General features: G+C 46.3%; 23 protein-coding genes. 14 read left to right on the top strand and 9 right to left on the bottom strand.

Going from position 1 to position 20,855, the window contains the following annotated elements; genetic code table 11:
• Positions 1–181 precede the first annotated feature (181 nt).
• Positions 182–2,407: a GumC family protein gene (locus ACE1CM_RS12430; RefSeq protein ID WP_374877784.1), complete on the top strand. Its 2,226-nt coding sequence runs from the start codon at positions 182–184 to the stop codon at positions 2,405–2,407.
• A gap of 42 nt (positions 2,408–2,449) precedes the next feature.
• On the opposite strand, the gene ACE1CM_RS12425 is transcribed toward ACE1CM_RS12430, so the two are convergent.
• On the bottom strand, positions 2,450–2,743 hold the full coding sequence (locus ACE1CM_RS12425) for a hypothetical protein (RefSeq protein WP_226588332.1): 294 nt from the start codon (positions 2,741–2,743) through the stop codon (positions 2,450–2,452).
• A 229-nt stretch (positions 2,744–2,972) separates the two neighbouring features.
• Between ACE1CM_RS12425 and ACE1CM_RS12420 the strand changes: the two genes are divergently transcribed.
• Both ACE1CM_RS12420 and ACE1CM_RS12415 read left to right on the top strand, forming a co-directional pair.
• Positions 2,973–3,737 carry an MlaE family lipid ABC transporter permease subunit gene (locus ACE1CM_RS12420; protein ID WP_374877795.1) on the top strand — a complete coding sequence of 255 codons (765 nt, stop codon included), beginning with the start codon at positions 2,973–2,975 and terminating at the stop codon, positions 3,735–3,737.
• Between the two features lie 204 nt (positions 3,738–3,941).
• On the top strand, positions 3,942–5,210 hold the full coding sequence (locus ACE1CM_RS12415) for a protein kinase (RefSeq protein ID WP_374877783.1): 1,269 nt from the start codon (positions 3,942–3,944) through the stop codon (positions 5,208–5,210).
• A gap of 92 nt (positions 5,211–5,302) precedes the next feature.
• Here ACE1CM_RS12415 and ACE1CM_RS12410 read toward each other — a convergent pair whose 3' ends face one another.
• The gene (locus ACE1CM_RS12410; RefSeq protein WP_374877782.1) at positions 5,303–5,917 is read right to left on the bottom strand and encodes a hypothetical protein; all 615 of its coding nucleotides are present in this window, start codon (positions 5,915–5,917) and stop codon (positions 5,303–5,305) included.
• Positions 5,918–5,947: 30 nt separating this feature from the next.
• Positions 5,948–6,370, bottom strand: a complete 423-nt coding sequence (locus ACE1CM_RS12405) for a hypothetical protein (RefSeq protein WP_374877781.1) — start codon at positions 6,368–6,370, stop codon at positions 5,948–5,950.
• A 397-nt stretch (positions 6,371–6,767) separates the two neighbouring features.
• Here ACE1CM_RS12405 and ACE1CM_RS12400 point away from each other — a divergent pair, with 397 nt between their 5' ends.
• Complete coding sequence (locus ACE1CM_RS12400) at positions 6,768–7,400, top strand: Vat family streptogramin A O-acetyltransferase (RefSeq protein ID WP_374877794.1); 633 nt, start codon at positions 6,768–6,770, stop codon at positions 7,398–7,400.
• 155 nt (positions 7,401–7,555) lie between these two features.
• Here the strand turns inward: ACE1CM_RS12400 and ACE1CM_RS12395 are convergent, their stop codons facing one another.
• The gene (locus tag ACE1CM_RS12395; RefSeq protein ID WP_226594449.1) at positions 7,556–8,083 is read right to left on the bottom strand and encodes a glyoxalase-like domain protein; all 528 of its coding nucleotides are present in this window, start codon (positions 8,081–8,083) and stop codon (positions 7,556–7,558) included.
• 405 nt (positions 8,084–8,488) lie between these two features.
• Positions 8,489–8,713 (bottom strand): hypothetical protein, encoded by a 225-nt coding sequence (locus ACE1CM_RS12390; RefSeq protein WP_374877780.1) that lies wholly within the window; start codon positions 8,711–8,713, stop codon positions 8,489–8,491.
• 402 nt (positions 8,714–9,115) lie between these two features.
• Between ACE1CM_RS12390 and ACE1CM_RS12385 the strand changes: the two genes are divergently transcribed.
• From ACE1CM_RS12385 to ACE1CM_RS12360, 6 genes are all read left to right on the top strand, one after another.
• Entirely contained in the window at positions 9,116–9,322 is a 207-nt protein-coding gene (locus tag ACE1CM_RS12385; RefSeq protein WP_374877779.1) for a hypothetical protein, read from the top strand.
• A 29-nt stretch (positions 9,323–9,351) separates the two neighbouring features.
• Positions 9,352–9,498: a hypothetical protein gene (locus tag ACE1CM_RS12380; protein WP_374877778.1), complete on the top strand. Its 147-nt coding sequence runs from the start codon at positions 9,352–9,354 to the stop codon at positions 9,496–9,498.
• Positions 9,499–9,755: 257 nt separating this feature from the next.
• On the top strand, positions 9,756–10,424 hold the full coding sequence (locus tag ACE1CM_RS12375; protein WP_374877793.1) for a sigma-70 family RNA polymerase sigma factor: 669 nt from the start codon (positions 9,756–9,758) through the stop codon (positions 10,422–10,424).
• A gap of 27 nt (positions 10,425–10,451) precedes the next feature.
• Positions 10,452–11,630, top strand: a complete 1,179-nt coding sequence (locus tag ACE1CM_RS12370) for a tetratricopeptide repeat protein (protein WP_374877777.1) — start codon at positions 10,452–10,454, stop codon at positions 11,628–11,630.
• 50 nt (positions 11,631–11,680) lie between these two features.
• Positions 11,681–11,875, top strand: coding sequence for a hypothetical protein (locus ACE1CM_RS12365; RefSeq protein ID WP_374877776.1), 195 nt, complete (start codon positions 11,681–11,683; stop codon positions 11,873–11,875).
• Entirely contained in the window at positions 11,859–12,077 is a 219-nt protein-coding gene (locus tag ACE1CM_RS12360; RefSeq protein ID WP_374877775.1) for a hypothetical protein, read from the top strand. Before ACE1CM_RS12365 ends, ACE1CM_RS12360 begins: the two co-directional genes overlap by 17 nt.
• Positions 12,078–12,181: 104 nt before the next feature.
• Here the strand turns inward: ACE1CM_RS12360 and ACE1CM_RS12355 are convergent, their stop codons facing one another.
• On the bottom strand, positions 12,182–12,643 hold the full coding sequence (locus ACE1CM_RS12355) for a hypothetical protein (RefSeq protein WP_374877774.1): 462 nt from the start codon (positions 12,641–12,643) through the stop codon (positions 12,182–12,184).
• A 129-nt stretch (positions 12,644–12,772) separates the two neighbouring features.
• Positions 12,773–13,555, bottom strand: a complete 783-nt coding sequence (locus tag ACE1CM_RS12350; RefSeq protein WP_374877773.1) for a DUF2267 domain-containing protein — start codon at positions 13,553–13,555, stop codon at positions 12,773–12,775.
• Positions 13,556–13,792: 237 nt separating this feature from the next.
• Between ACE1CM_RS12350 and ACE1CM_RS12345 the strand changes: the two genes are divergently transcribed.
• Entirely contained in the window at positions 13,793–14,572 is a 780-nt protein-coding gene (locus tag ACE1CM_RS12345; protein WP_374877772.1) for a transglutaminase domain-containing protein, read from the top strand.
• A 304-nt stretch (positions 14,573–14,876) separates the two neighbouring features.
• Here the strand turns inward: ACE1CM_RS12345 and ACE1CM_RS12340 are convergent, their stop codons facing one another.
• A complete protein-coding gene (locus tag ACE1CM_RS12340; protein ID WP_374877771.1) occupies positions 14,877–16,346 on the bottom strand; it encodes a sensor histidine kinase in 1,470 nt (489 codons plus the stop codon).
• A gap of 378 nt (positions 16,347–16,724) precedes the next feature.
• Here ACE1CM_RS12340 and ACE1CM_RS12335 point away from each other — a divergent pair, with 378 nt between their 5' ends.
• The 3 genes from ACE1CM_RS12335 (at position 16,725) to ACE1CM_RS12325 (ending at position 18,623) form a co-directional block, all read left to right on the top strand.
• Positions 16,725–16,856 (top strand): hypothetical protein, encoded by a 132-nt coding sequence (locus ACE1CM_RS12335; RefSeq protein WP_374877770.1) that lies wholly within the window; start codon positions 16,725–16,727, stop codon positions 16,854–16,856.
• A gap of 130 nt (positions 16,857–16,986) precedes the next feature.
• Positions 16,987–17,730, top strand: coding sequence for a WecB/TagA/CpsF family glycosyltransferase (locus tag ACE1CM_RS12330; protein ID WP_374877769.1), 744 nt, complete (start codon positions 16,987–16,989; stop codon positions 17,728–17,730).
• Positions 17,731–17,822: 92 nt separating this feature from the next.
• Entirely contained in the window at positions 17,823–18,623 is an 801-nt protein-coding gene (locus ACE1CM_RS12325) for a hypothetical protein (RefSeq protein ID WP_374877768.1), read from the top strand.
• 96 nt (positions 18,624–18,719) lie between these two features.
• Here the strand turns inward: ACE1CM_RS12325 and ACE1CM_RS12320 are convergent, their stop codons facing one another.
• Positions 18,720–20,678 (bottom strand): ABC transporter ATP-binding protein, encoded by a 1,959-nt coding sequence (locus tag ACE1CM_RS12320; RefSeq protein WP_374877767.1) that lies wholly within the window; start codon positions 20,676–20,678, stop codon positions 18,720–18,722.
• Between the last annotated feature and the right edge of the window lie 177 nt (positions 20,679–20,855).

The following is a 20,855-nucleotide window of genomic DNA, read 5'->3' as shown; positions in this document are numbered from 1 at the left end:
AACTCAAGTTGCTATTTATCTCATGCATAGCAGCTAATAGCTAATGGCTAATGTCAGTAAAAATCCTATATTAGCAATTAGCAATTAGCAATTAGCAATTAGCAATTAGCAACTTGCGTTAGTATCAAAACATACTCCTTGACCGTCTCAATTCAGCAAACAACGCTTTCAGGAGTAATTTATGGAATCCGCAGAATCTGCGCTAGGCGTTCAACAATACTGGCTGATTCTGAAGCGACGTTGGTTACCCGCTTCGGCTGTTTTTGTAACAGTTATCGTGGTCACAGGACTCAAAATTTGGCTGCAACAGCCGGTTTATCACGCAGAAGCAAAGCTAGCCTTTACCAAGACCAATCCTACTTCTTCTTTAACCGGATTGGGCAAAGAAATAGGCGAGTTTTCTCCTGTGGGAGAGCAAACGAACCCGCTCAATACTGAGGTGGAAGTGATTCGTTCAGTTCCCATCGCCCAACAGACAATAACCAGACTTAATCTGAAAGACACAAAAGGGGATATCCTCAAAGTTAAAGACTTCTTGAAAAAGCTCATGGCGTTCAATACCAGAGGTACCGATACCCTGACAATCTCTTACGAAACAAAAGATGCACAAATAGCCGCCGCAGTTGTGAATACAGTCGTGGCGCTGTATCTGGAAAATAATCAACGGGTGAACAATTCTGAAGCGACTTCGGCGCGCGAGTTTCTCGAACAACAATTACCTCAAGTCACAGCATCTGTGGGTCAAGCAGAAACAGCGCTGCGCCAATTCAAAGAAAAGAATAAAGTAGTAGACTTACAAGAAGAAGCCAAATCGGCAGTGGCAACGATCGCCAACCTGCAAAACCAAATAAATCAATCGCAGTCAGAACTCGCCGACGCAATCGCCCAATCTCAAGCGTTCCAAAACCAGCTGCAAATCAATCCGCAGCAAGGATTAGTCGCAACTTCCCTCAGTCAATCTCCGGCGGTACAGGAAGCGATGGCAGAATATCAAAAAATAGAACGCCAATTGGCTGTTGAGCGAACCCGCTTCCAGGATGCACACCCGGCGATCGCAGATTTAAAAAGTAAACAAGCAACGCTGAAAGCTCTGTTGCAAAATCAAGTTCAACAAGCTGCTGGGAATCAAAAAGAATTGGGAAATGGCTCTTTACAAATTGGAGAAGTTAAACCGAGACTGATCGAAGAGTTTGTCAAAATAGAGGCAAAACGCCAAGGTCTTGCCAGTCAAGTTGCTACTTTATCTAACCTCAAAATCGCCTACCAGCAGCGAGTCAACGTTCTACCCAGGCTAGAACAAGAACAGCGCGAGTTAGAAAATAAATTAAAAGTTGCCCAAACTACATACTCGTTAATGCTGCAAAAGTTTCAGGAAATCAGAGTTGCTGAAAATCAAAATGCCGGAAATGTTCGGATTATCCAACCCGCCCTAGTTCCCGATGAACCTGTTTCTGCGCGCAAGGCTTTATCTGCGATCTCAGGGGTGTTGATCGGCAGCGTGCTTTCTCTGGCGACGACTTTGATTTTAGAATCCCAAGATAAATCAATCAGAACAATAGAAGAGTTAAGGGAATTATTCGGTTTAACCTTGCTAGGGGTGATTCCTGGCTATAAACAACCTGAAAAAATGCTCCGCTTCAACAAGAATTTGACATTGAATTCTGCCCAGGTGCCTCACTATGTTACAACTAACGGACAGGTTAAGCAAAACGCTTACACGACAAGCAACTTAGAGTTAGTTATGCCAAAAATTGTCGGGCAAAATCAAGCTTACTCCTCCCTCGGCACCGCGTACCAGATGCTGCAAGCTAACCTGAAGTTTCTCTGTTCCGCGTCAGGATTTAAAACCCTCGCCGTTACCAGTACCCAGCGTCAAGAAGGGACTTCCACAGTCTGTGCGAATTTAGCTTGGACCAATGCGCAATTGGGGCGTAAAGTTTTGCTCGTAGATGCAAATCTCCACCATCCCGTCCAGCATGAAATTTGGGGACTTCCCAATCAAGTAGGTTTGAGTAATGTTATTTTGGGAGACGCTCAACTCCACAATGCGATCGCAGAAGTATCCCCTAATTTAAAAGTGCTTACCTCTGGCGTCATTCCTTCCAATCCAATGGCGCTGATCGACTCCCAACAATTCGCTGCATTAATCGAACAATTTTCCCAGACTTACGATTTGGTGATTATTGATACTCCTTCCTTGAAGCTTGCTGCTGATGCTCTCATCCTGGGTCAAAAAGCTGATGGTATTTTCCTAGTCGTTCGACCCGGAGTCGTTGATTCTCACAGCGCCGCTTTCGCCAAACAGCTTTTAGACAAATCCAGTCAACACGTTCTCGGTTTGGTAGTCAATGGCGTCATTCCTCAGAATGAACCTCACAGCTACTACTATTTCGCCCAGGAATCCTAAGTTGAATTAGCTGGGCAGCTTGCGCCTTTTACCTAAAATTTCTTAATTACCTCGTAGCGTTTGATACCTGTAAAACGCATAAGTATCAAACAAAACACCCACCAAACCAAAGGTGAAAGCGATCGCCAAAATGCCCTCGCTGGGCGATCCGCTGCCAAAAATTGCCAAAAACTGCCAGATAGACTCAGCACCAGACTGACCGATTATTTGCAAACCGGGAATGTAGCGCACCAGGCAAGAACCTGCCAGCATTCCCCCCACTAACAGGATCGGGGTAGCAAAGCTAAAGATACTCGTTAGCAGCAGGGAGCGGAAAAAGTTGGGCAAAATACTCATGGTCTATATTAGAACGCTGGTAACACCGACGACAGATACCAGTGATTGACACCCGTCACATACACAATACGCGGAATCTCCGCCAGATCGGCAAAAAGACAAGAATCTTAAGTTTTCATTAAAAATAGACAGGGAATGTACTGAGCGATCGTTCAGGATTGAAATACAACTTAACGAAGTGCGAGTTGGAGGCGCGGTGAGGGAGAAAATTTCTAGATTCAGCTTGGGAATGTGGGGACAGCGCTTGCTGGCGGCAATTTTACTAGGCGGACAGGTGTTGATGCACCTATTGGCGGGAAAAATTCATCGGCGCAACACCCTTGACCAAATGGCGATGGTTGGCCCAGAATCATTAGCGATCGCGCTGTTAACCGCCAGTTTTGTCGGCATGGTGTTTACGATTCAGGTAGCGCGAGAGTTTATCAACTTTGGGGCGACGACTGCTGTGGGGGGAGTGTTAGCGATTGCATTAGCGAGGGAACTCGCCCCAGTCCTCACCGCTGTAATTGTAGCAGGGCGCGTCGGTTCCGCGTTTGCCGCAGAAATCGGCACGATGCGCGTCACCGAACAAATCGACGCCTTGTATGTCCTCAAAACCGATCCGATCGATTATTTAGTGATTCCCCGCGTCCTTGCTTGCTGTTTGATGCTGCCAATTTTAACAATTATGTGCCTATTAACTGGCTTGGTTGGCGGATTGTTGATTGCAACGAGCATGTATGATATTTCCCAAACGGTATTTTTAGATTCGGTTCGCAATTTCTTGAATGTTTCGGATCTCGCCAGTGCAGCAGTTAAAGCGTTTTGTTTTGGCGGGTTAATAGCAGTAATTGGGTGTAGTTGGGGCTTAACAACGACAGGTGGCGCGAAAGGTGTGGGACAATCGACAACAACTGCGGTTGTGACGGCGTTGATGGCTATTTTTATATCGAATTTTTTCTTATCTTGGGTGATGTTTCAAGGAACTGGTAGTGCAGTCCTGGAAGGATTTTAATTGCCAGAGGTTAAGAAACCGGGTTTCTTGGAACAATCTTCCGTTTGATATAGATCTACGCAGAAACCCGGTTTCTGGGATGTTAAACCAACCGGGTTTCTGGGAAAAATCTTGCGTAGGGGCACGGCAATCATAAAATGTTCCCTTGTACACAATATCTTGGATGCCGTGCCCCTACTCAGAAACCCTTCTTCTAGGATTGTCGTGTCTCAGTCCTGGATTAAAAACCTGTCTCGCTCAGGTTACATTAATAACAAAGACTTACGCAAAATCCCCTCACCAATGATTGGCACAATCCTCAACAGTCGCTACCACATCATCCGCAAATTGGGACAAGGCGGATTTGGCGCTACCTTTATCGCCGCAGACCGTTGGCAAAATAACCAGCATTGTGCGATCAAACAATTAAAGCCGGATGCTTTATCGCCAGAGACTCTGTATTTATTTGAGAAAGAAGCCGAGTTTTTATTTAAGTTGGGAAGTCATCCCCAAATCCCTCAGCTTTTGGCACACTTTCAGGAAGAGCGAGTTTTCTATATCGTGCAAGAGTTGATTGAGGGCAATGACCTAACTCAGGAAATTAAACGCGGGCAAAGGTTAGGGGAAACTCAGGTAATTAAGCTGTTAATCGAGATTCTGGAAGTATTGGAATATGTGCATCAAAATCAGGTAATTCACCGGGATATTAAGCCAGCCAATATTATCCGCCGTAGAGATGGGAAGATTGTGCTGATTGACTTCGGGGGAATTAAACAAGTCAGGGCAAGGTCGGCTAATAGTACCCTATTAACTGCCATTATCGGCACTCCGGGGTATATGCCCATCGAACAATTTAATAATAACGCTCATTTTTGCAGCGATATTCATGCAGTGGGAATGATGGGGATTTTTGCCCTCACGGGGATAGACCCCGACCCGCGAATCGGTGGTTTTCCGAAACGTCCTCAAGCTGAAACATTGTGGCGGGATAAAGCACAGGTTAGCCAACAATTGGCTGATGTTATCGATAAGATGGTGAAGTTTGATTATCGTCAGCGGTATCAATCAGCAACCGCAGTATTAGCGGCGCTGAAATGTTTGTTCTTACCTCATAATTGGCTATGTGTTAGGACTTTGCAGGAGCATTATCTCCCCCATGATGCGTTTCCATTTAGCCCTGATGGGCAGATTCTTGCTAGTGGTAGTGGGGACAAAACAATCAAACTGTGGCAGATGAGTACCGGCAGAAAAATTTCCACTCTTAAAGGTCATTCCGACGGGGTTGCTTCCTTAGCATTTAGCCCTGATGGGCAGATTCTCGCTAGTTGTAGTTCGGACGCAACAATCAAAATTTGGCAGGTGAGTACCGGCAGAGAAATTCGCACTCTTAAAGGTCATTCCGACGTGGTTATGTCCGTAGCATTTAGCCCGGATGAACAGATTATCGTTAGTGGTAGTTCGGACAATACAATCAAAATTTGGCAGCGCCAGTGAGATAGCAATCAGAAAGTAGAAAGTTGGTTGGGTTTCGTTACCTCAATCCAACCTACCTATTTTATCAAGCGCGATCGCCATTTTTAACCAGTCTAATTCGATAGTCTAGCCAACAGTTCTTCATCAGGCAATTGCCGCAACTGTTCCAGCAATAACGCTAACTCTTCCCCAGACAATGCCAGTAAATTTGACACCAAATCGTTTAACCGTTCCCCTAACTCCCCGAAGCGCATTTTCAGCACATTTTCTGCTAGCAACCTTCTAGCTTGCTCAATCCCTGATTCATCCACTGTCAGCGTCGATAATTGCAGCAACAACAGGGCAAATTCACTAGCAGGTAAAGCCGATACCGGGACTAAAAAAACAGTCAAAGGCGCGTCTAATTCACCAAACCTTCCCCGCAGAAAGTTGGCTAAAATCAATCGCTGTCCTTCTTCTCTGCCTCGTAGTTCAGCCGCCTGTAATTGCTCTTGAAACAAAGGTGCGATCGCCATAACCAACTCCCTCTCTTCTCGATCTAATTGCTGTTGTTGATTTGTCCCTAAGTTAGATTGCAACTGGTACGCTAATTCTAGCGCAGTAGCGCGAATTGGGTTCTCGACCGATAACCCACTCAACTGCGATATTGCTCTTTCCTGCACCTTCCCCCTACCCAAGATTCTCAACCACAAGGTTGCTTCTGTTACTGGCAATTGATGGATGACCACAATCGCCGTCCGCCAATATTCTCCTACAAATTAAATTCCTTCAAGCCAGTTCTCTTCGTCTGGGGTAGCATTAAACCCATTTAACAACATTTCTGAGGCTGTCGGAGTCAGAATCCATAGTTTTGGTAATTCTGCTTCCTCACACCTAGTATTTTCTCGTCTCGATCTGCGCTCTAATTCTGCTATTACATCCAACAATTTACTCACACAACTACGCACCTCGCTGACGCTGACGGGATTGCGAAACGGTTCAAACAGCGCCGTCGTGGTTGCCATTTTTCCCAAGATTCCCAGTGTTTCTACGTAATCTGCTCTAGCAGTCCCAGGCGTGAAATAAACATCTATTTCTCGCACTTCTGAATTTACGTCACGACTGGGAGTCACCGTTCCTATAGGCGATAATAGTTCCGACAAATAATCCTTAGCAAACTGGTCGTAAATGAATCGCGTCATCTGTGCGCTCGCGCCAGCGTGCCGGAGGCATATCGCTGCGATCTACTTTTGCCAAATCCTACCATATCTCTTGCTAGCTTACCCCCGATCAATTGTCGCCTAAACCATTTACCAACCAATCACAATATAGATCCATTCCCCCAGGGAAAGGTAGGCATATCCCACTCCTCTTTCTCTTCTATCTGACTCAGCAAAATATATAGAAAAAAGCTTGACAGGTTTCTTTTTTTTCTGATATACTGGAATCGATGAGGAAGAAATATCTTAAAATAATAATTTTGTCAATATTTCGATGATCTAAAGTGTACGCCAAAAAAGCAAGATTGTAAATACCTTAGCGCTCATATCAGCGTTAAAATTAGGAATGAAACAATCTCAAAATAAAGATTGCTCGCTAATGGAACAATTAGGACCAGATCCAAATAGACCTTATCCAATGGCGGATCAACGTCGAGTGGTATTTATCAAAAATTTCGTCAAATCGCCGAACATAATAGTGGGGGATTATTCTTATTACGACGATCCGGTTGACCCGGAAGGGTTCGAGCGCAACGTATTGTATAACTATGAGAGCGATCGGTTAATCATCGGCAAGTTTTGCGGGATCGCTACGGGTGTTAAATTTATCATGAACGGCGCGAACCACAAGCTGGATGGAATTTCCACCTATCCCTTCCCAATTTTCGGACATGGGTGGGAAACAGGGATGGACAAGTTAATCGATCTGCCGAGTAGAGGCGATACGATTATTGGCAACGATGTCTGGATTGGCTACGATTCGTTGATCATGCCCGGAGTTAAAATTGGAGACGGTGCGATAGTGGCGGCGAGATCGGTGGTAGTGAAAGACGTTCCAGCCTACACTATCGTAGGTGGAAACCCCGCAGGTATTATCAAACAAAGATTTAGCGAAGCTGAAATTGCCCAACTGCTGATGATTCGCTGGTGGGATTGGGAAATTGGCAAAATAACGCGGAATATCAATTTGATTATGGAGGGCGATATTGAAGCGCTTCGCAATGCTTCCTGAAAGCGAAGCGAGAATCCCTAATGGCTAATGGCTAATGGCTAATGGCTAGGGTTTTAAGACTAATAGTTATCTCAAAAGAGTTGCTCATGGCTAATGCAAGGAAAAAGGCTCCCATTAGCAATTAGCAATTAGCCATTAGCGATTAGCAACTTGAGTTAATTAGAAACCTCTGCCATTTCAATCACGCGCCCATCATAGTCTTTTACCAAAAAATTGAGCGGCTTATCGCGGCGAATTTTGTGCTTAATACCTCGCGCTTGCACCCGCAGCAGCACTTGTTCTAGACAATCGCGATCGAAGCAGACGTGGCGGTGTCGGTCTTTTTCCCCCATACTAGCGCCAGTAATAATATGCAACTGGGTATTCTTTTTCAGCTGATACCAAAGACCATCCGGCGCATTCAATCCGCTAGTTGTAGAGACGCGGGGAGTAGCGGACATGTAAAGCGGGTCAAAACCAGCAGTCGTACCAAGGGTTTGCTCGTAGTTGTAGTAGTAGTGCAGCGGCACTTCTGCTGCTGACAAGTCTAGCAAACCTTCATAAAAGCGTCGGGCAATCTCTAGATCGGACACCATGATCGTATGAACTTTTGGCGCGCTGGTGAGGAACATCCACATGGCACCTGCATAGGCGACCAGCAGCATCACCATTATCCCTTGGGTTGAAAATAAGCTATCTAACATGGAAGGCAATAGGCACTTAAATTAACTTGACGGAGAGGTCAGCATCTGCTTACCGGGCAAGTTTATTGTAGCAAGCGGGCATCTGCCATGAGCTTGGATCAAAATTTGTGCGCTCGCCGGACAACTGGTCGCATCGCACTTCCTCGCCAGCATACCACGTAGGCTCTCAACGCCAGTTTTTGATCGGATAAGTTTCACTTCGCCGCTTTACGCGCAGCCTGTCTTTGGCCTATCGCCCATACCAACTGGTCATATCATGTCCGGTCGATTACCCATAATTAGCAGCCGGGACACGGCACGATCAAAGTTATCTGTTTGTCCGAGATATATATAATGCCGTGTCCCTACGCAACGACAGAGTGATGTTTTTTATGATGGGCAATTCAACGGATATGATATCAGGACTTATGCAAGGCTATCCGATCGATCCTCCCACTTCCACGAGCGAGGATCGTTGATGTTGATAATTTTGAGAGTGGAAGCATTTTGTTTAACAAATACCGTCAATCCCCGCCAGCAGGATTTAGCATCGGCTTCGTGCAAAAATCGATCGATGATGTGCCAGTAGGTTTCTTGGCAGAACAAAACTAGCCAAGGTTTGCTCGAATCTTGGTAGCGAAAATAAGTCATTGCTGACTCCTCAATTTGTTTAGCTGCAATATCAGTTTTTGGTTAGTTAAAGCGATCGCTATCCGAAAGCGTCACGCTGTTTAAATTCAGGCGGCACGAGGTAGCGCCACCTCCTCGCGGTTGCTTCATCAATCTACGCAAGCAGTTCGCGCATTTACAGGAGAAGAAATGCGCTGCGCGCCGCTATCGCCTCCAACTTGGGCGCGAAGCGCATTTGTATTGTTCAGACGAATTTTTTCATGCTTCAAGATCGAACGATCCGCGTCTAGACATCACCTCCTTGAATATTTTTACATTAGTAAAATTGCTTGCATTTAAAATATTACTTAGGTAAAATATCTTTGTCAATAGTACTTTTGTATAAATGTAAAAATGGAGGCAATAACTTGAGAGGACTAAAGCATGAACAAGAGGGGACGCCCCAAATCGGGCAAGAACCGCAAGACAGTGGGACTGAGTGTAGAACCGGAAGCTTGGGATATGTTCGAGAGCCTAGCCAAGAGCTTCAACATGACCCGCTCGGAACTGGTAGAAGCGATGGCGAGGGGAGATGTCCAGGTAGAAGCGTTAACCCAGAGGCAAGCCTTGGGAAAATTCTTGACCATCTAAAACAACTGCGAGAGCAGTACTTAGCCTATGTGGATGCTCATGGTGAGAGACTTCAAGCTCGTTTCCGTGAGAATAGAAAGCACAGGCTGGAAGCAGTTGAAACGATGGATCAATTGGAAGTAGAAATTATTGAGCTACTAAAAAAAGCTGAAGTAACCGAGGAATCAGAAGATTAACCTTAACCAGCGATCGCATCTGCCCGATCGCTGGTTTTGCTTTGAGCTATCCATCCGGGCGGCAAAGCCGCAGATCGTAGCGATCGCATATACAGCGGATTGCTTTCTCAGTGAGCGAAAGCGTTATCGCTGAGTTTGTCAAGCGCGCAGTATTAATGCTGCCGCTATACTTGCCTTGCGGTGTACCTCATCCGACTGCAATCCGATATATTAGGGTGATTGCTAAAGATTCGTTGCCACGGCGAGTGGCTAAAGCTGTGCGAATTCCTCAATTTCCAGAAAGCAACCACCCACTGGTCAAGTCGGTATCTCATCATAGCGACCAGGAATTGCTGACTTTGTTTCAGCGCTATCCCGACGAGGGGAAATACTTTACGGCGATTTTCTGTCGCTACAGTCCGATTGTATTTACCTTAATCGGACATAGCGCGCGATCGCCCGTTCAAGCTGACTACCTGTTCGCTATCACCTGGCGGCATATCTTTCACGCTATCGGGGAATTGGACTTGCGCGGCGCTTCCGTACCCGGTATGGAGAATTTTAACCTGCAAAACTGGATCATCAACATGACGGCGCTGTGTATCAACCAAGCCGAACTGCCCCCTGTAGAATCGATCCACTACTGCTTACAGGAAGCCTCGCCGCCCCTGTGGTGCTACGTCCAACAAGCATTAGATCTCCTACCACCCATAGAGCGCTTGGTAACTTTAATGACCCAGACCTTTCACTGGAGCGAAGCGCGAATTTCAGCTTATCTGCAAGCAGAGGGAGAAAGTGTTTCGCCAGATCAGATCAAAAATGCCATCCAAACTGGCTGTCAACGGCTACAAATGTTCTTACCCGCCGATATTCGCGCCATTTATCTGGGGCAAGATATTAGTAACCAAGAGCAAGAATCGGAATTGGATCTGCCCAGCCTTCTTTAACGAGGGAGAGGGAAGAGAGAACAACTGATGAAAGGAAAAATCATAAGTCAGCAAATAAAGCAAGTGGGAGTTAAAAAAATTTATAGCGGTTTGCATTCGGTGATGGTACACCTTCGTTGGTATAGCGGCAGCATGAATGCTGCCGCTATACAAACGAAACCAAAAGGCTTTACTTCACTCGCTGGCAAACCGCTGTATTTTTTGCTCCTCTGCTTCTGTACTCCTCTGCTGCTTGGCTCCTCTGCCCCTCTAATTCCTTACCCAGCTACCGATAACCTGAATCAACAAATCGACAACATCCGCATCAACAACGGTACTCAAGGGGAACAGCGGGATGAAGCGGATCGGTTAGTTCGCCAAGGCTCCCAGCAGCAGCACCAAGGAAACCTGGAGAAAGCAATTTCTTACTGGTGGCAAGCGCTGGAAATTTATGATCAAATTGGCGATGTAGAAGCCGTTGGTCGCACTTACGATTTTATTGGGTTGGCTTATGGGGAATTACGTCGTTACCCAGAAGCCGAGGATGCTTTTAGACGGCGACTAGCAGTTGCTCGCAGTAATAAAGACCTCCAAGGGCAAATTTTTGGTCTGAATAACCTGGGTAGTATTCTCCTCGAACGGCAGAATTTCCCAGAAGCCAGAACGACTTTTGCCGAAGCATTAGCTATTTCCCGCAGCGTCAGAAACTTTGCTGTTGAAGGAGCGTCGCTGTCGAATTTGGGTAGAGTAGCAGCTGTAGAGAAAGATTACGATCGCGCGATTAAACTATACGAAGCTGCGGCAACATTACGCCGTCGAGGTAATGACCCACTTGGGGAAGCGAATACTTTCAATAATTTAGGCGATGCTTACCTAGCCATTCATCGCTACTCTGATAGCATTGGAGCTTACGGTGCAGCACTAGGAATTGCTAGAGAAAGGCGCGCCCCCAATATCCAATTTCGCGCCATCGATGGTTTAGTCGTGGCGCACGGTTCAGTAGGGCGAACCGAGCGCTGGTTGCAATTGCTACAGGAAAGGTTAGCGATCGCCAGAGAAACCGAAAACCTGCACCAACAACTCAAATCTTTGCAGTTGTTGGCCCAGTTCTATCAGAAACAAGGCAATTATGCCGAAGCTGCTAGAGCTTACCATCAAGCGATCGCCATAGCCCATATTTTGCACGCTCCTGAACATAGGGGCACGGCGGGCAACAGATGGTTTTGACCATGGCAAAAAGATCCTGAAACTAGGGGCACGGCGGGCAACAGATGGTTTTGACCATGGTAAAAATGGTTGATGCCGTGCCCCTACTAAGGGCACGGCGGGCAACAGATGGTTTTGACCATGGTAAAAAGATCCTGAAACTAGGGGCACGGCGGGCAACAGATGGTTTTGACCATGACAAAAAGATCCTGAAAGTACGGGCACGGCGGGCAACAGATGGTTTTGACCATGGCAAAAATGGTTGATGCCGTGCCCCTACTGCCGCACATATTTTGCACGCTCCTGAAAATAGGGGCACGGCGGGCAACAGATGGTTTTGACCATGGCAAAAAGCTCCTGAAACTAGGGGCACGGCGGGCAACAGATGGTTTTGACCATGGCAAAAAGATCCTGAAAGTAGGGGCACGGCGGGCAACAGATGGTTTTGACCATGGCAAAAATGGTTGATGCCGTGCCCCTACTGCCGCACATATTTTGCACGCTCCTGAAAATAGGGGCACGGCGGGCAACAGATGGTTTTGACCATGGCAAAAATGGTTGATGCCGTGCCCCTACCTGCGATTCTGTGTATTGCCAGGTCCAGTTGGGCGGGTGCTACCGCCACCCGTGACGGATGGTGTAGTGCTACCGCTGCCCGAATTGTTGATAAAGTTGGCACACATACGATCGAGTTCTTCCGCCGTCAACGAACCAACTCCTTGACCAGTGCCAGTGGTAGTCGCGGTAGTGCCGCTGGCGGTGTTACCCGTCGTGCTGCCGGTGCGGTTCGTCGTGTTGCGACTGGTAGTCGTTCCAGTAGTTCCCGTGGCGAGGTTACCCGTCGTGCCGCCGGTGCCGTTGCTTTGCTGCGCTTGGTTTCTGTTCATGTTCATGTACTCAGCACAGATGCGTTGCATATCCGCCGGGTTTGTACCGCCAGGAGTGGGATTGGTGGTTTGAGCGTGAGCGCCATAGCTAACCAGTAAGCTGCTGCAAATAGCACCCACAATCCCTAAATGCTGTTTAAATCTCATTGCTTCATCTCCCTAATTCAATGCGATTGTTTCGCAGGAAAAAACCGGGTTTCTTCCACTCAGAGAAGCCTTTCTATTCGTTAACCTCAACTGAAAAACCCGGTTTGAAACGATAACTGTCTTGCCGATCTAGGCTGTTTCCCACAATTGACGGACTTTGCCAGGAAGCCAACTCGCTATTTCTTGAATCCGTTCTGCGGATAATTCATCTTTGGTTGCAGAAAATACGGCTTTTACAACCTGTTCCCGATCCCGTTCTGGCGGCATCCCGCCTTCATTCGCCACGCGGAACAGAAAGCGATCGTCATCAATTTTGAAAATACCGGGGCCTTGCCACGGTGGACGCACCCGACTCAAGAATCCTACAATCGGATTTGTATCTTTCCAAAGGTCTGCAATTTCCATTTGCAGCGCTTTATCTTTGGTTTCTAGGATTTCTTCGTGCAGTTCTTCTGCCACCCGATCCGATGCTTCAGTTGTCATCAAATCGCGCATCACGCGAAATACAACTTCTGTAATATCTCTGGCGTCAAACAAATCGGGGATGTCGCCATAAATCATAACTTTTTCCAGGAAAGGCATATCTTTGTCATCAATAGATACGGCTTGGCTTTCCTTGGCAGGAGAGTATTTTTCTCCCAATCTTTTCAACAGGTATTGACCTTTTTCGGTCAGTTCTGCATCTTTTAAAGTGAAAGACTCTGGAGCATTATTCCCTGTCACATCAGCATTGATATATTCATTTAGAGTCAAATATTCCAGGTGTTGCTCCAAACTATCCAATGTCAAGTCGCGTCCGTCGAAGTCCGAATTGGTAAAATTGACTTCATGAGGTGTTTGATTGCTATTGGTTTCATCAATCTTTTTCAGCAAAGTGTAGGAAATATCATCTCTTAAATTAGTAATCGTCATGGAAGTCTCTAAAGGCTTTGATGCGGCAACGATCTTGAGCCTATTCCGAAACCTTCCCACTCTGCATCCGCCTTAAGAAACATGTCAAAAGTGAGGTTAATTGAAATTATTATTTACGAGGTGTAGGTGGTATAATTCTATCTAAAGAAAGAGGAAAAATTGGTAAATAATCGATAAAAAATATAATCTACAGCCAAACAACTAACACTTACATTAATCAATATAGGACTGATAAAAATGCAACTGAATGCAGGATGCGAGATTTTGTTTGAAGCGATCGCACCAACTCCCCTAATTCTGATGCTCAGACCCCGCAGCGGATTGGCGCAATGGGTGTTCCAGGAAGAATACGTAATGGAACCAAACGTACCAGTGCTAGAATATACTGATAGCTACGGGAATATATGTCAGCGACTCGTTGCGCCCCAAGGTGCATTTCGCATTCGCGCCACCGCCAGCGTCGTAACGGCAGATCAAATCGATGTGCAAGCGGGTGCGCCATTCGTACCCGTGCAGAACTTACCCGACAGCGTGCTTCAGTTTATCCTACCGAGTCGGTATTGTCCGAGCGATCGCATGGGCGACCAAGCATCTAAAATCGTAGCCGATAGCGAGCCTGGTTACGACCAAGTAGAAGCAATTCGTCGCTGGATTCAGACGAATGTTGCATATAAATACGGCACTAGCGATGCTTCGACCTGGGCGTTAGAAACCATAGAAAAACAGGTTGGCGTCTGCCGCGACTTTGTCCATTTAGGAATATCTCTTTCTCGCAGTTTAAATATACCGGCGCGCATGGTGGTAGGGTATTTGTACGAACTAGAACCAATGGACTTGCACGCCTGGTTTGAAGCATTTGTAGGCGATCGCTGGTACACCTTTGACGCCACCCAAAAAGAACCGCGGGGAAACCGCATCGCCATTGCCTACGGACGGGATGCAGCAGATGTCGCCCTAGCAACCCAATTTGGGCCTATAAATTTAACACAAATGCGCGTTTGGGTCAAGGAAATTTAAGATTTTAGATGGCAGATTTGAGATTTGAGCGGCTCACCGGCAAAGAAACCGGGTTTCTGTGAAAAATCGTGGATTTGGAACGAGATCTAGGCAAAGAAACTTTGGTGATGGCAAGGTCGGGGGATTTTAGATTTTAGCGGCTCACCGGCAAAGAAAGCAGGTTTCTGTGAAAAATCGTGTATTTGGAACGAGAGATCGGCAAAGAAACCCGGTTTCTTCGTTTAACGAGATATTTCGTGGTTCCACAGATTGGTTGGTAAAACCCGCCCCTACAGCGCGCTCACCTGCTCACCTGCTCACCTGCTCACTTGCTCACCTGCTCGCCTACGCGGCGCGGTAAGGTAACGGTAAATGTTGTGCCGCAATCGAGGATACTTTCAACCCGGATGTGACCTTGATGATTTTCGACGATCGCAGATGCGATCGCTAGCCCTAACCCCGATCCTGCTGCGACGGCGCGACTGCGCGCCTGATCGACGCGATAAAAGCGATCGAATAGGTGCCCTAGGGCATCTTCTGGAATACCAATGCCGGTATCTTTTACTTTGACTTGCAACTGGGTATAGTTGTGGCGTCCAATTTGCTGTAATTCTACGTCAACTCGACCCCCTGGCAAGGTATATTGCACCGCATTACCCACCAAATTTGTAAATAAACGCGCCAGTTGATCCCAGTCTCCCTCCAGGGTATAAATTTCCTCTGATATATCGACAGTTATGTCAGTTGGTGGTTCTACTAGATCTAAAGATAGGTTAATGTTTTTTGAGGCAGCTACCAAACGTTGTTCTTCGATCGCTTCCATTAATAAGGCATCCAGAGGAACCGGAGTAAAACAAGGCTGTACCATGCCACTATCTTGTCTTGCCAAAAACAGCAAATCGTCCACCAATCGCCCCAGTCGCTGGGTTAATCTTTCTATCACCTGTAACTGCTGCCTATGCATCTGGGGTTCTAAATCTGGATCTGCCAAAGCCACCTGTACGTTAGTTTGAATCGTGGCAATTGGGCTTCTGAGTTCGTGGGAAGCGTCGGCGGTGAATTGTTTGAGGCGTTGATAAGATTCTCGCACGGGTTTCATTGCCAGTCCGGAAAGAAACCAGCCAATTGCTGCTACAGAGATTACCATCAAACCAATGCCCAAACTGAGATCGAAAATTAGCTCGCGGCTGGGTTTTGTTACTTCAAACCAAGGATGGCTGACCCGGAGATAACCTAATACCTGTCGTCCCATTTCTACCCGTTCGGTTACTTGCCGCAAGACGAGAGTGGAGGGTGCAATTTTCGATTTTGGAGCGAGGATTTTGGATTGGTAATTGTCCTCTGCTATGGGAAGAAGCACGGGGACATTGCCCCTAGTCACTTGCTCCCCTGCTTTGAAGCTCACCTGCTCACCCGCCCACCTCACCACGCGCACGGTTTCCCCGGTACGGTTGAGATGGATGGGAATATTGAGTGGGAAGGAAAAAGTAGACCACAATAATTCGCCAGTCGGACTGAACCACTCTAAGTCAATCCGATCGTCTTCGACGGTGTCGGCATTGTCTGGAAAACTGGCTTCTAGATTAATACGCAATTTGCCATCCCCCGCACTGTTGACTGGATCGATGACCAGGGATCGCACTACCACTTCCACCACATGGTTAAGCGTATCATCGACCCGTTCAATTAAAGTGCTGCGGACGTACATATAAACCCCCGTCGCAAACAGCAGCAGCACCACTGCGGTGACGGCTGTGTACCAAAGAGCTAAACGCCTGCGAGTTGCTTGAAACATTAAGCTATTTTAGGACACTTGGCAGCTTCATCTGTAGCACCCAAGGTACGAAAATGTAAGCCCTAGCCCCTAGACCCTAGTCCCTAGCCCCAATGCTTGTCAAATGTTTTAGCTTGAGATTCCTGGAATTTCTCTGGTATCTATTGTAGGAGTTAGTAGCAGGTGGTAGACTCTCCCCGCTCAGCAATCTGCCCTTGGTTGAAACACAGCAAACTCTACTCTTTAAAAGGTTTTCAAAAGCTTTATCAAAACTCGATTCATTTTAACCGGATATTTAACAAGCTGTTTGGAAAACATAAGTAGGGAATACAAACCAACCCAATATTTCCATCAAACATTGTTGCTCTAATCGACGTTAAAAAAATTAAGGTGATCGATATGTCTTCTCGCCACAACAAAAACAACTCTCCGTTAGTTCGCATTGTCTACTCTAAGGTCAAAGTTAACGGTAAACTAGAGTTAGTGCCGATGGAGTTATATGCTGATGGTTCGGTCAAACGAGTTGTTTGAGTACGATCAAAAGCCCTCCAACGGCTATCTTTGAAGCAAATCTGTGTTGTAATATAGTCCGTTGGAAGTCTGGGCGCCGATCGAGGATCGAGGTACGCTATTGTTGCATAAAGTAGGGTAAGGAGAGACTGTGCAAAAACAGGTTGTAACTGAGGCACCCCAACGGTTTTCCGTGCTGGGACTCCCAGTTCATCTCTTAGATGATTATCCAGGCTGGCTGATAGAGCGGTTGAAAAGGCGTATGGGCGGTCACGTGGTGACGCTAAATGCTGAAATGACCGTGCAGGCAGAGCAAAATGCTAACTTGGCTGATGCGATCGCCCAAGCCGAGTTGGTAATCCCCGATGGATCGGGAGTAGTCCTGTACTTGCGTTTCCAAGGTAAGCAGGTGCAGCGTTGTCCGGGTATTGAATTGGCAGAGTCTCTCTTGTGGCAAGCTGGGCAAATGGGCAAGTCTTGGCCTGTATTTTTCTACGGCGGCGCACCCGGAGTAGCTCAGGAAGCAGCAGAAATGTGGCAGCGTAGAGTACCGGGGTTAGCGATCGCCCGCACCGCTCACGGCTATCTCTCGCCCCAAGAAGAACAACAACTGCTACAAACCCTCCAAGATTTACAGCCCCGCCTGATTTTAGTCGGTTTGGGCGTCCCGCGCCAAGAATTGTGGATCGCCCAAAACCGTCACCTTTGTCCCCACGCCACTTGGATCGGCGTTGGTGGCAGTTTCGATATCTGGGCAGGTAATAAGTCCCGCGCTCCGGCTTGGTTCAGAAATAATCATTTAGAGTGGCTTTATCGTCTGTATCAAGAACCTTGGCGTTGGCGGCGAATGTTGGCATTACCCCTGTTTGCGTGGCGCGCTTTGATTCGCAGTTAAGCTGTTTGTAGTAAGGACTTCAGTCCTGCTTCTTTACCCGTTGAGGACTGAAATCCCTACTACGAACAATAACAAAATTCATATCATTTTTTATGAAGACCCTGCTTGATACAATCATCGTGAGTTTGATAGCAATTACTTGCTTATTTTTAGCATTAATTGTAGGTGCAGTTATTGCAGTAATTACAGGTATTCCTAGTGTTTTAATTAGCAATATAATATTTTTAACATTCATTAGTTTCTTATTATTTGAAATCTATCTGAGAACAATAAAGCCAGTTCAATTAATCTTTAAAGGACAGTACGAGCGGGCTTTGGCACTTTTGAATAGAAATTTAAAGAGTTTCTATGCGCACTTAAGTAGAGATCTTAAAAACGCAACTATTTATAATCTAGCATATGTTAACCATCAGCTTGGTCGCTTTGAAGATTCAATTGAGTGGTTAGATAAGCTAGACAGCCGAAAATTAGATAAGAATTTAAAAGGGTTATATTACAGCTTATACGCTGCAAATCTGTTAATGCTAGAGAGAGATTTAGATATCGCAGAAAACTATTTAGATCTGGCATTACCTTTAATTAAAATAGTTTCTCTCAAATTGTCGTACTGTTACTTATATTTATTGAAAAATGATACAGTAAAGGCCAAAGAAAAATTAGAGGAATATTTAGAAGAAAAGAAACGCGATCGCAACTTTCAAATGGGTATGGGGACAGCTTATTTTATCGATAATGACTTTAAGATCCTTCTGGAAAACTTTTACTTTGGTAGATATTATCAAGCTATCAATGACATAGAACGAGCGAGGGAAGACTTTTCAAAAGCATCCACTTTTGCTTATGATAACGTCTACCGCGCCAAGGCAATTGAATATTTAAGCAAAATTAGTTAAGTATAACAATGGTAATTGGTAAAGCGTCCTCTATAACAGCTGACATTTAGTCAACTATCAACTATCAACTATCAACTATCAACTATCAACTATCAACTACCTCAATTGACGTTCCCGAATTCGCTCCAAAGTTCCGGTAGGAATAGAAGCAATTAACTGGCGCGTATAGTCTTTGCTTGGTTCGCGGTAAATCATTTCGGCGGGGCCAATTTCTTCGATTTGACCCCGGTTCATTACCATGATGCGATCGCTCATAAATTTCACCACGTTTAAGTCGTGGGAAATAAAGATATAAGTCAGTCCAAATTCTGCTTGCAATTCTTTTAACAAATTCAAGACTTGCGCCTGCACCGAAACATCCAGCGCCGAAACCGACTCATCGCAAATAATAAACTTAGGATTGAGCGCCAAAGCACGCGCGATGCAGGCACGCTGGCGCTGTCCGCCAGAAAATTCGTGGGGATAGCGGTGCATCCAGTTAGGATTTAAACCTACCCGTTCTAACAAATAGGCGACGCGATCGCGATGTTGGCGGCGGCTTTTATTGGCAGCGTGAATTAACAAAGGTTCCATCACCGCGTCCCCAATTTTCATGCGCGGATCGAGGGAACTAAACGGATTTTGAAACACAATTTGCACATCCCGCCGCAGTTGCTGGAGTCTTCTTCCCGTTAAATTAGTAATATCTTGCCCTTCAAAGACAATCTGACCGCTCATCGGTTCGATTAATCGAATTAAAGTGCGAGCGAGGGTACTTTTACCGCAACCTGATTCTCCCACCAATCCCAATGTTTCCCCCGGATAAACATCAAACGAAACCTTATTTACTGCCATAAAATAACGTTTCGTTTCGCCAAACATGCCCCGTTCTGGAAAACCTACCTTTAACTCGCGCACCGATAAAAGTGCCTCTTCCCCTGGGAACATATTCCCCGACGCAGAGATATCTCCCCTGCTCCTTTTGTCCCCCGCCGTCGTGCTTTTTTCCCGAATTTCTATTTCGCCGTTTTCACCTGTCACGACTTCCATAAAATCAGCCACCGTGGGTAAATATTTCAACTGCTGATTGAGTCGGGGACGACAAGCTAACAATCCCTTGGTATAGGGATGGCGAGGGTTAGAAAAAATTTGCCAAACTAAACCAGACTCGACGATTTTTCCTTGATACATTACCGCCACCGCGTCTGCTATTTCCGCAATTACACCTAGATCGTGGGTAATAAATATCATCGACATGCCGCGTTTGCTGCACAACTCGCGCAACAATTCGAGGATGGTCGCTTGCACGGTTACGTCTAAAGCGGTGGTAGGTTCGTCAGCAATTAACAGCGTGGGGTTGCAGGAAATTGCCATTGCAATCATCACCCGCTGAATTTGACCGCCGGAAAGTTGGTGGGGATAGCGGTCGAGGATTGCCAGTTTTTTCTGGTTGATGTGCTGGGATATTTCCCCTTCTGTGGGTTCTGATTGGCGGATAGGTAATTGTTGTCTAAATTCCAGATAATTTTGGCGTAACGTCTCGTCAGAAGGAAGCAGTTTGACTTCAAGGAGGAGAGAGATCGCAATTCGCCGCGCCTCTGTTTGCGAAACGTTCTGATGCTGGCGAATTGCTTCCACCAACTGAAACCCAATTGTATAAACCGGGTTGAGGGAACTCATCGGTTCCTGGAAGATCATCGCAATCTTACCGCCCCGATATTGTTGCATTTTAGACCTTGGCAACCGCAGCAAATTGATCGGAGGTTCCGTGGGGCGAACTTCTTCTCCTTGATCCACAAATGCCTGAAACCAAATTTCGCCGCTAACTTGGCTGGGTGGGGGGATTAAACCCATCACCGCGAGACTGGTGACGGATTTCCCAGACCCCGACTCGCCGACAATTCCCAGAGTTTGCCCCCGCTTGACTTCAAACGAGATACCGTCAACGGCTTTAATCGGTTTTTCAGCGGTAGGAAATTGGACTTGCAGGTTCTGGACGGCAAGGACGGTGTCGTATTGATTAGATGCGGATAAATTGGAGGAATTAGAAGTTTTTCGTAAAGAATTAGAATCCATAACTATAGCCATCTTGTAGTTGAACAAACTGAACACCTTTCATCTAAAACCTTACGGGAGATGGGAAACCACCATCTTTTAAGTGGTGGAGGAACATCGACGCGGCATTTTTAAATGCCTAGGACATGCCATAATTAACACAGACACTTTGACCTTTAAAGGCGGGTGAAACTCCCA

The organism is Microseira sp. BLCC-F43 (genome assembly GCF_041929235.1).
Lineage (GTDB): Bacteria > Cyanobacteriota > Cyanobacteriia > Cyanobacteriales > Aerosakkonemataceae > Microseira.
The sequence above is the reverse complement of the archived record's forward strand: the minus strand, read 5'-3'. Positions and strand labels throughout refer to the sequence as shown.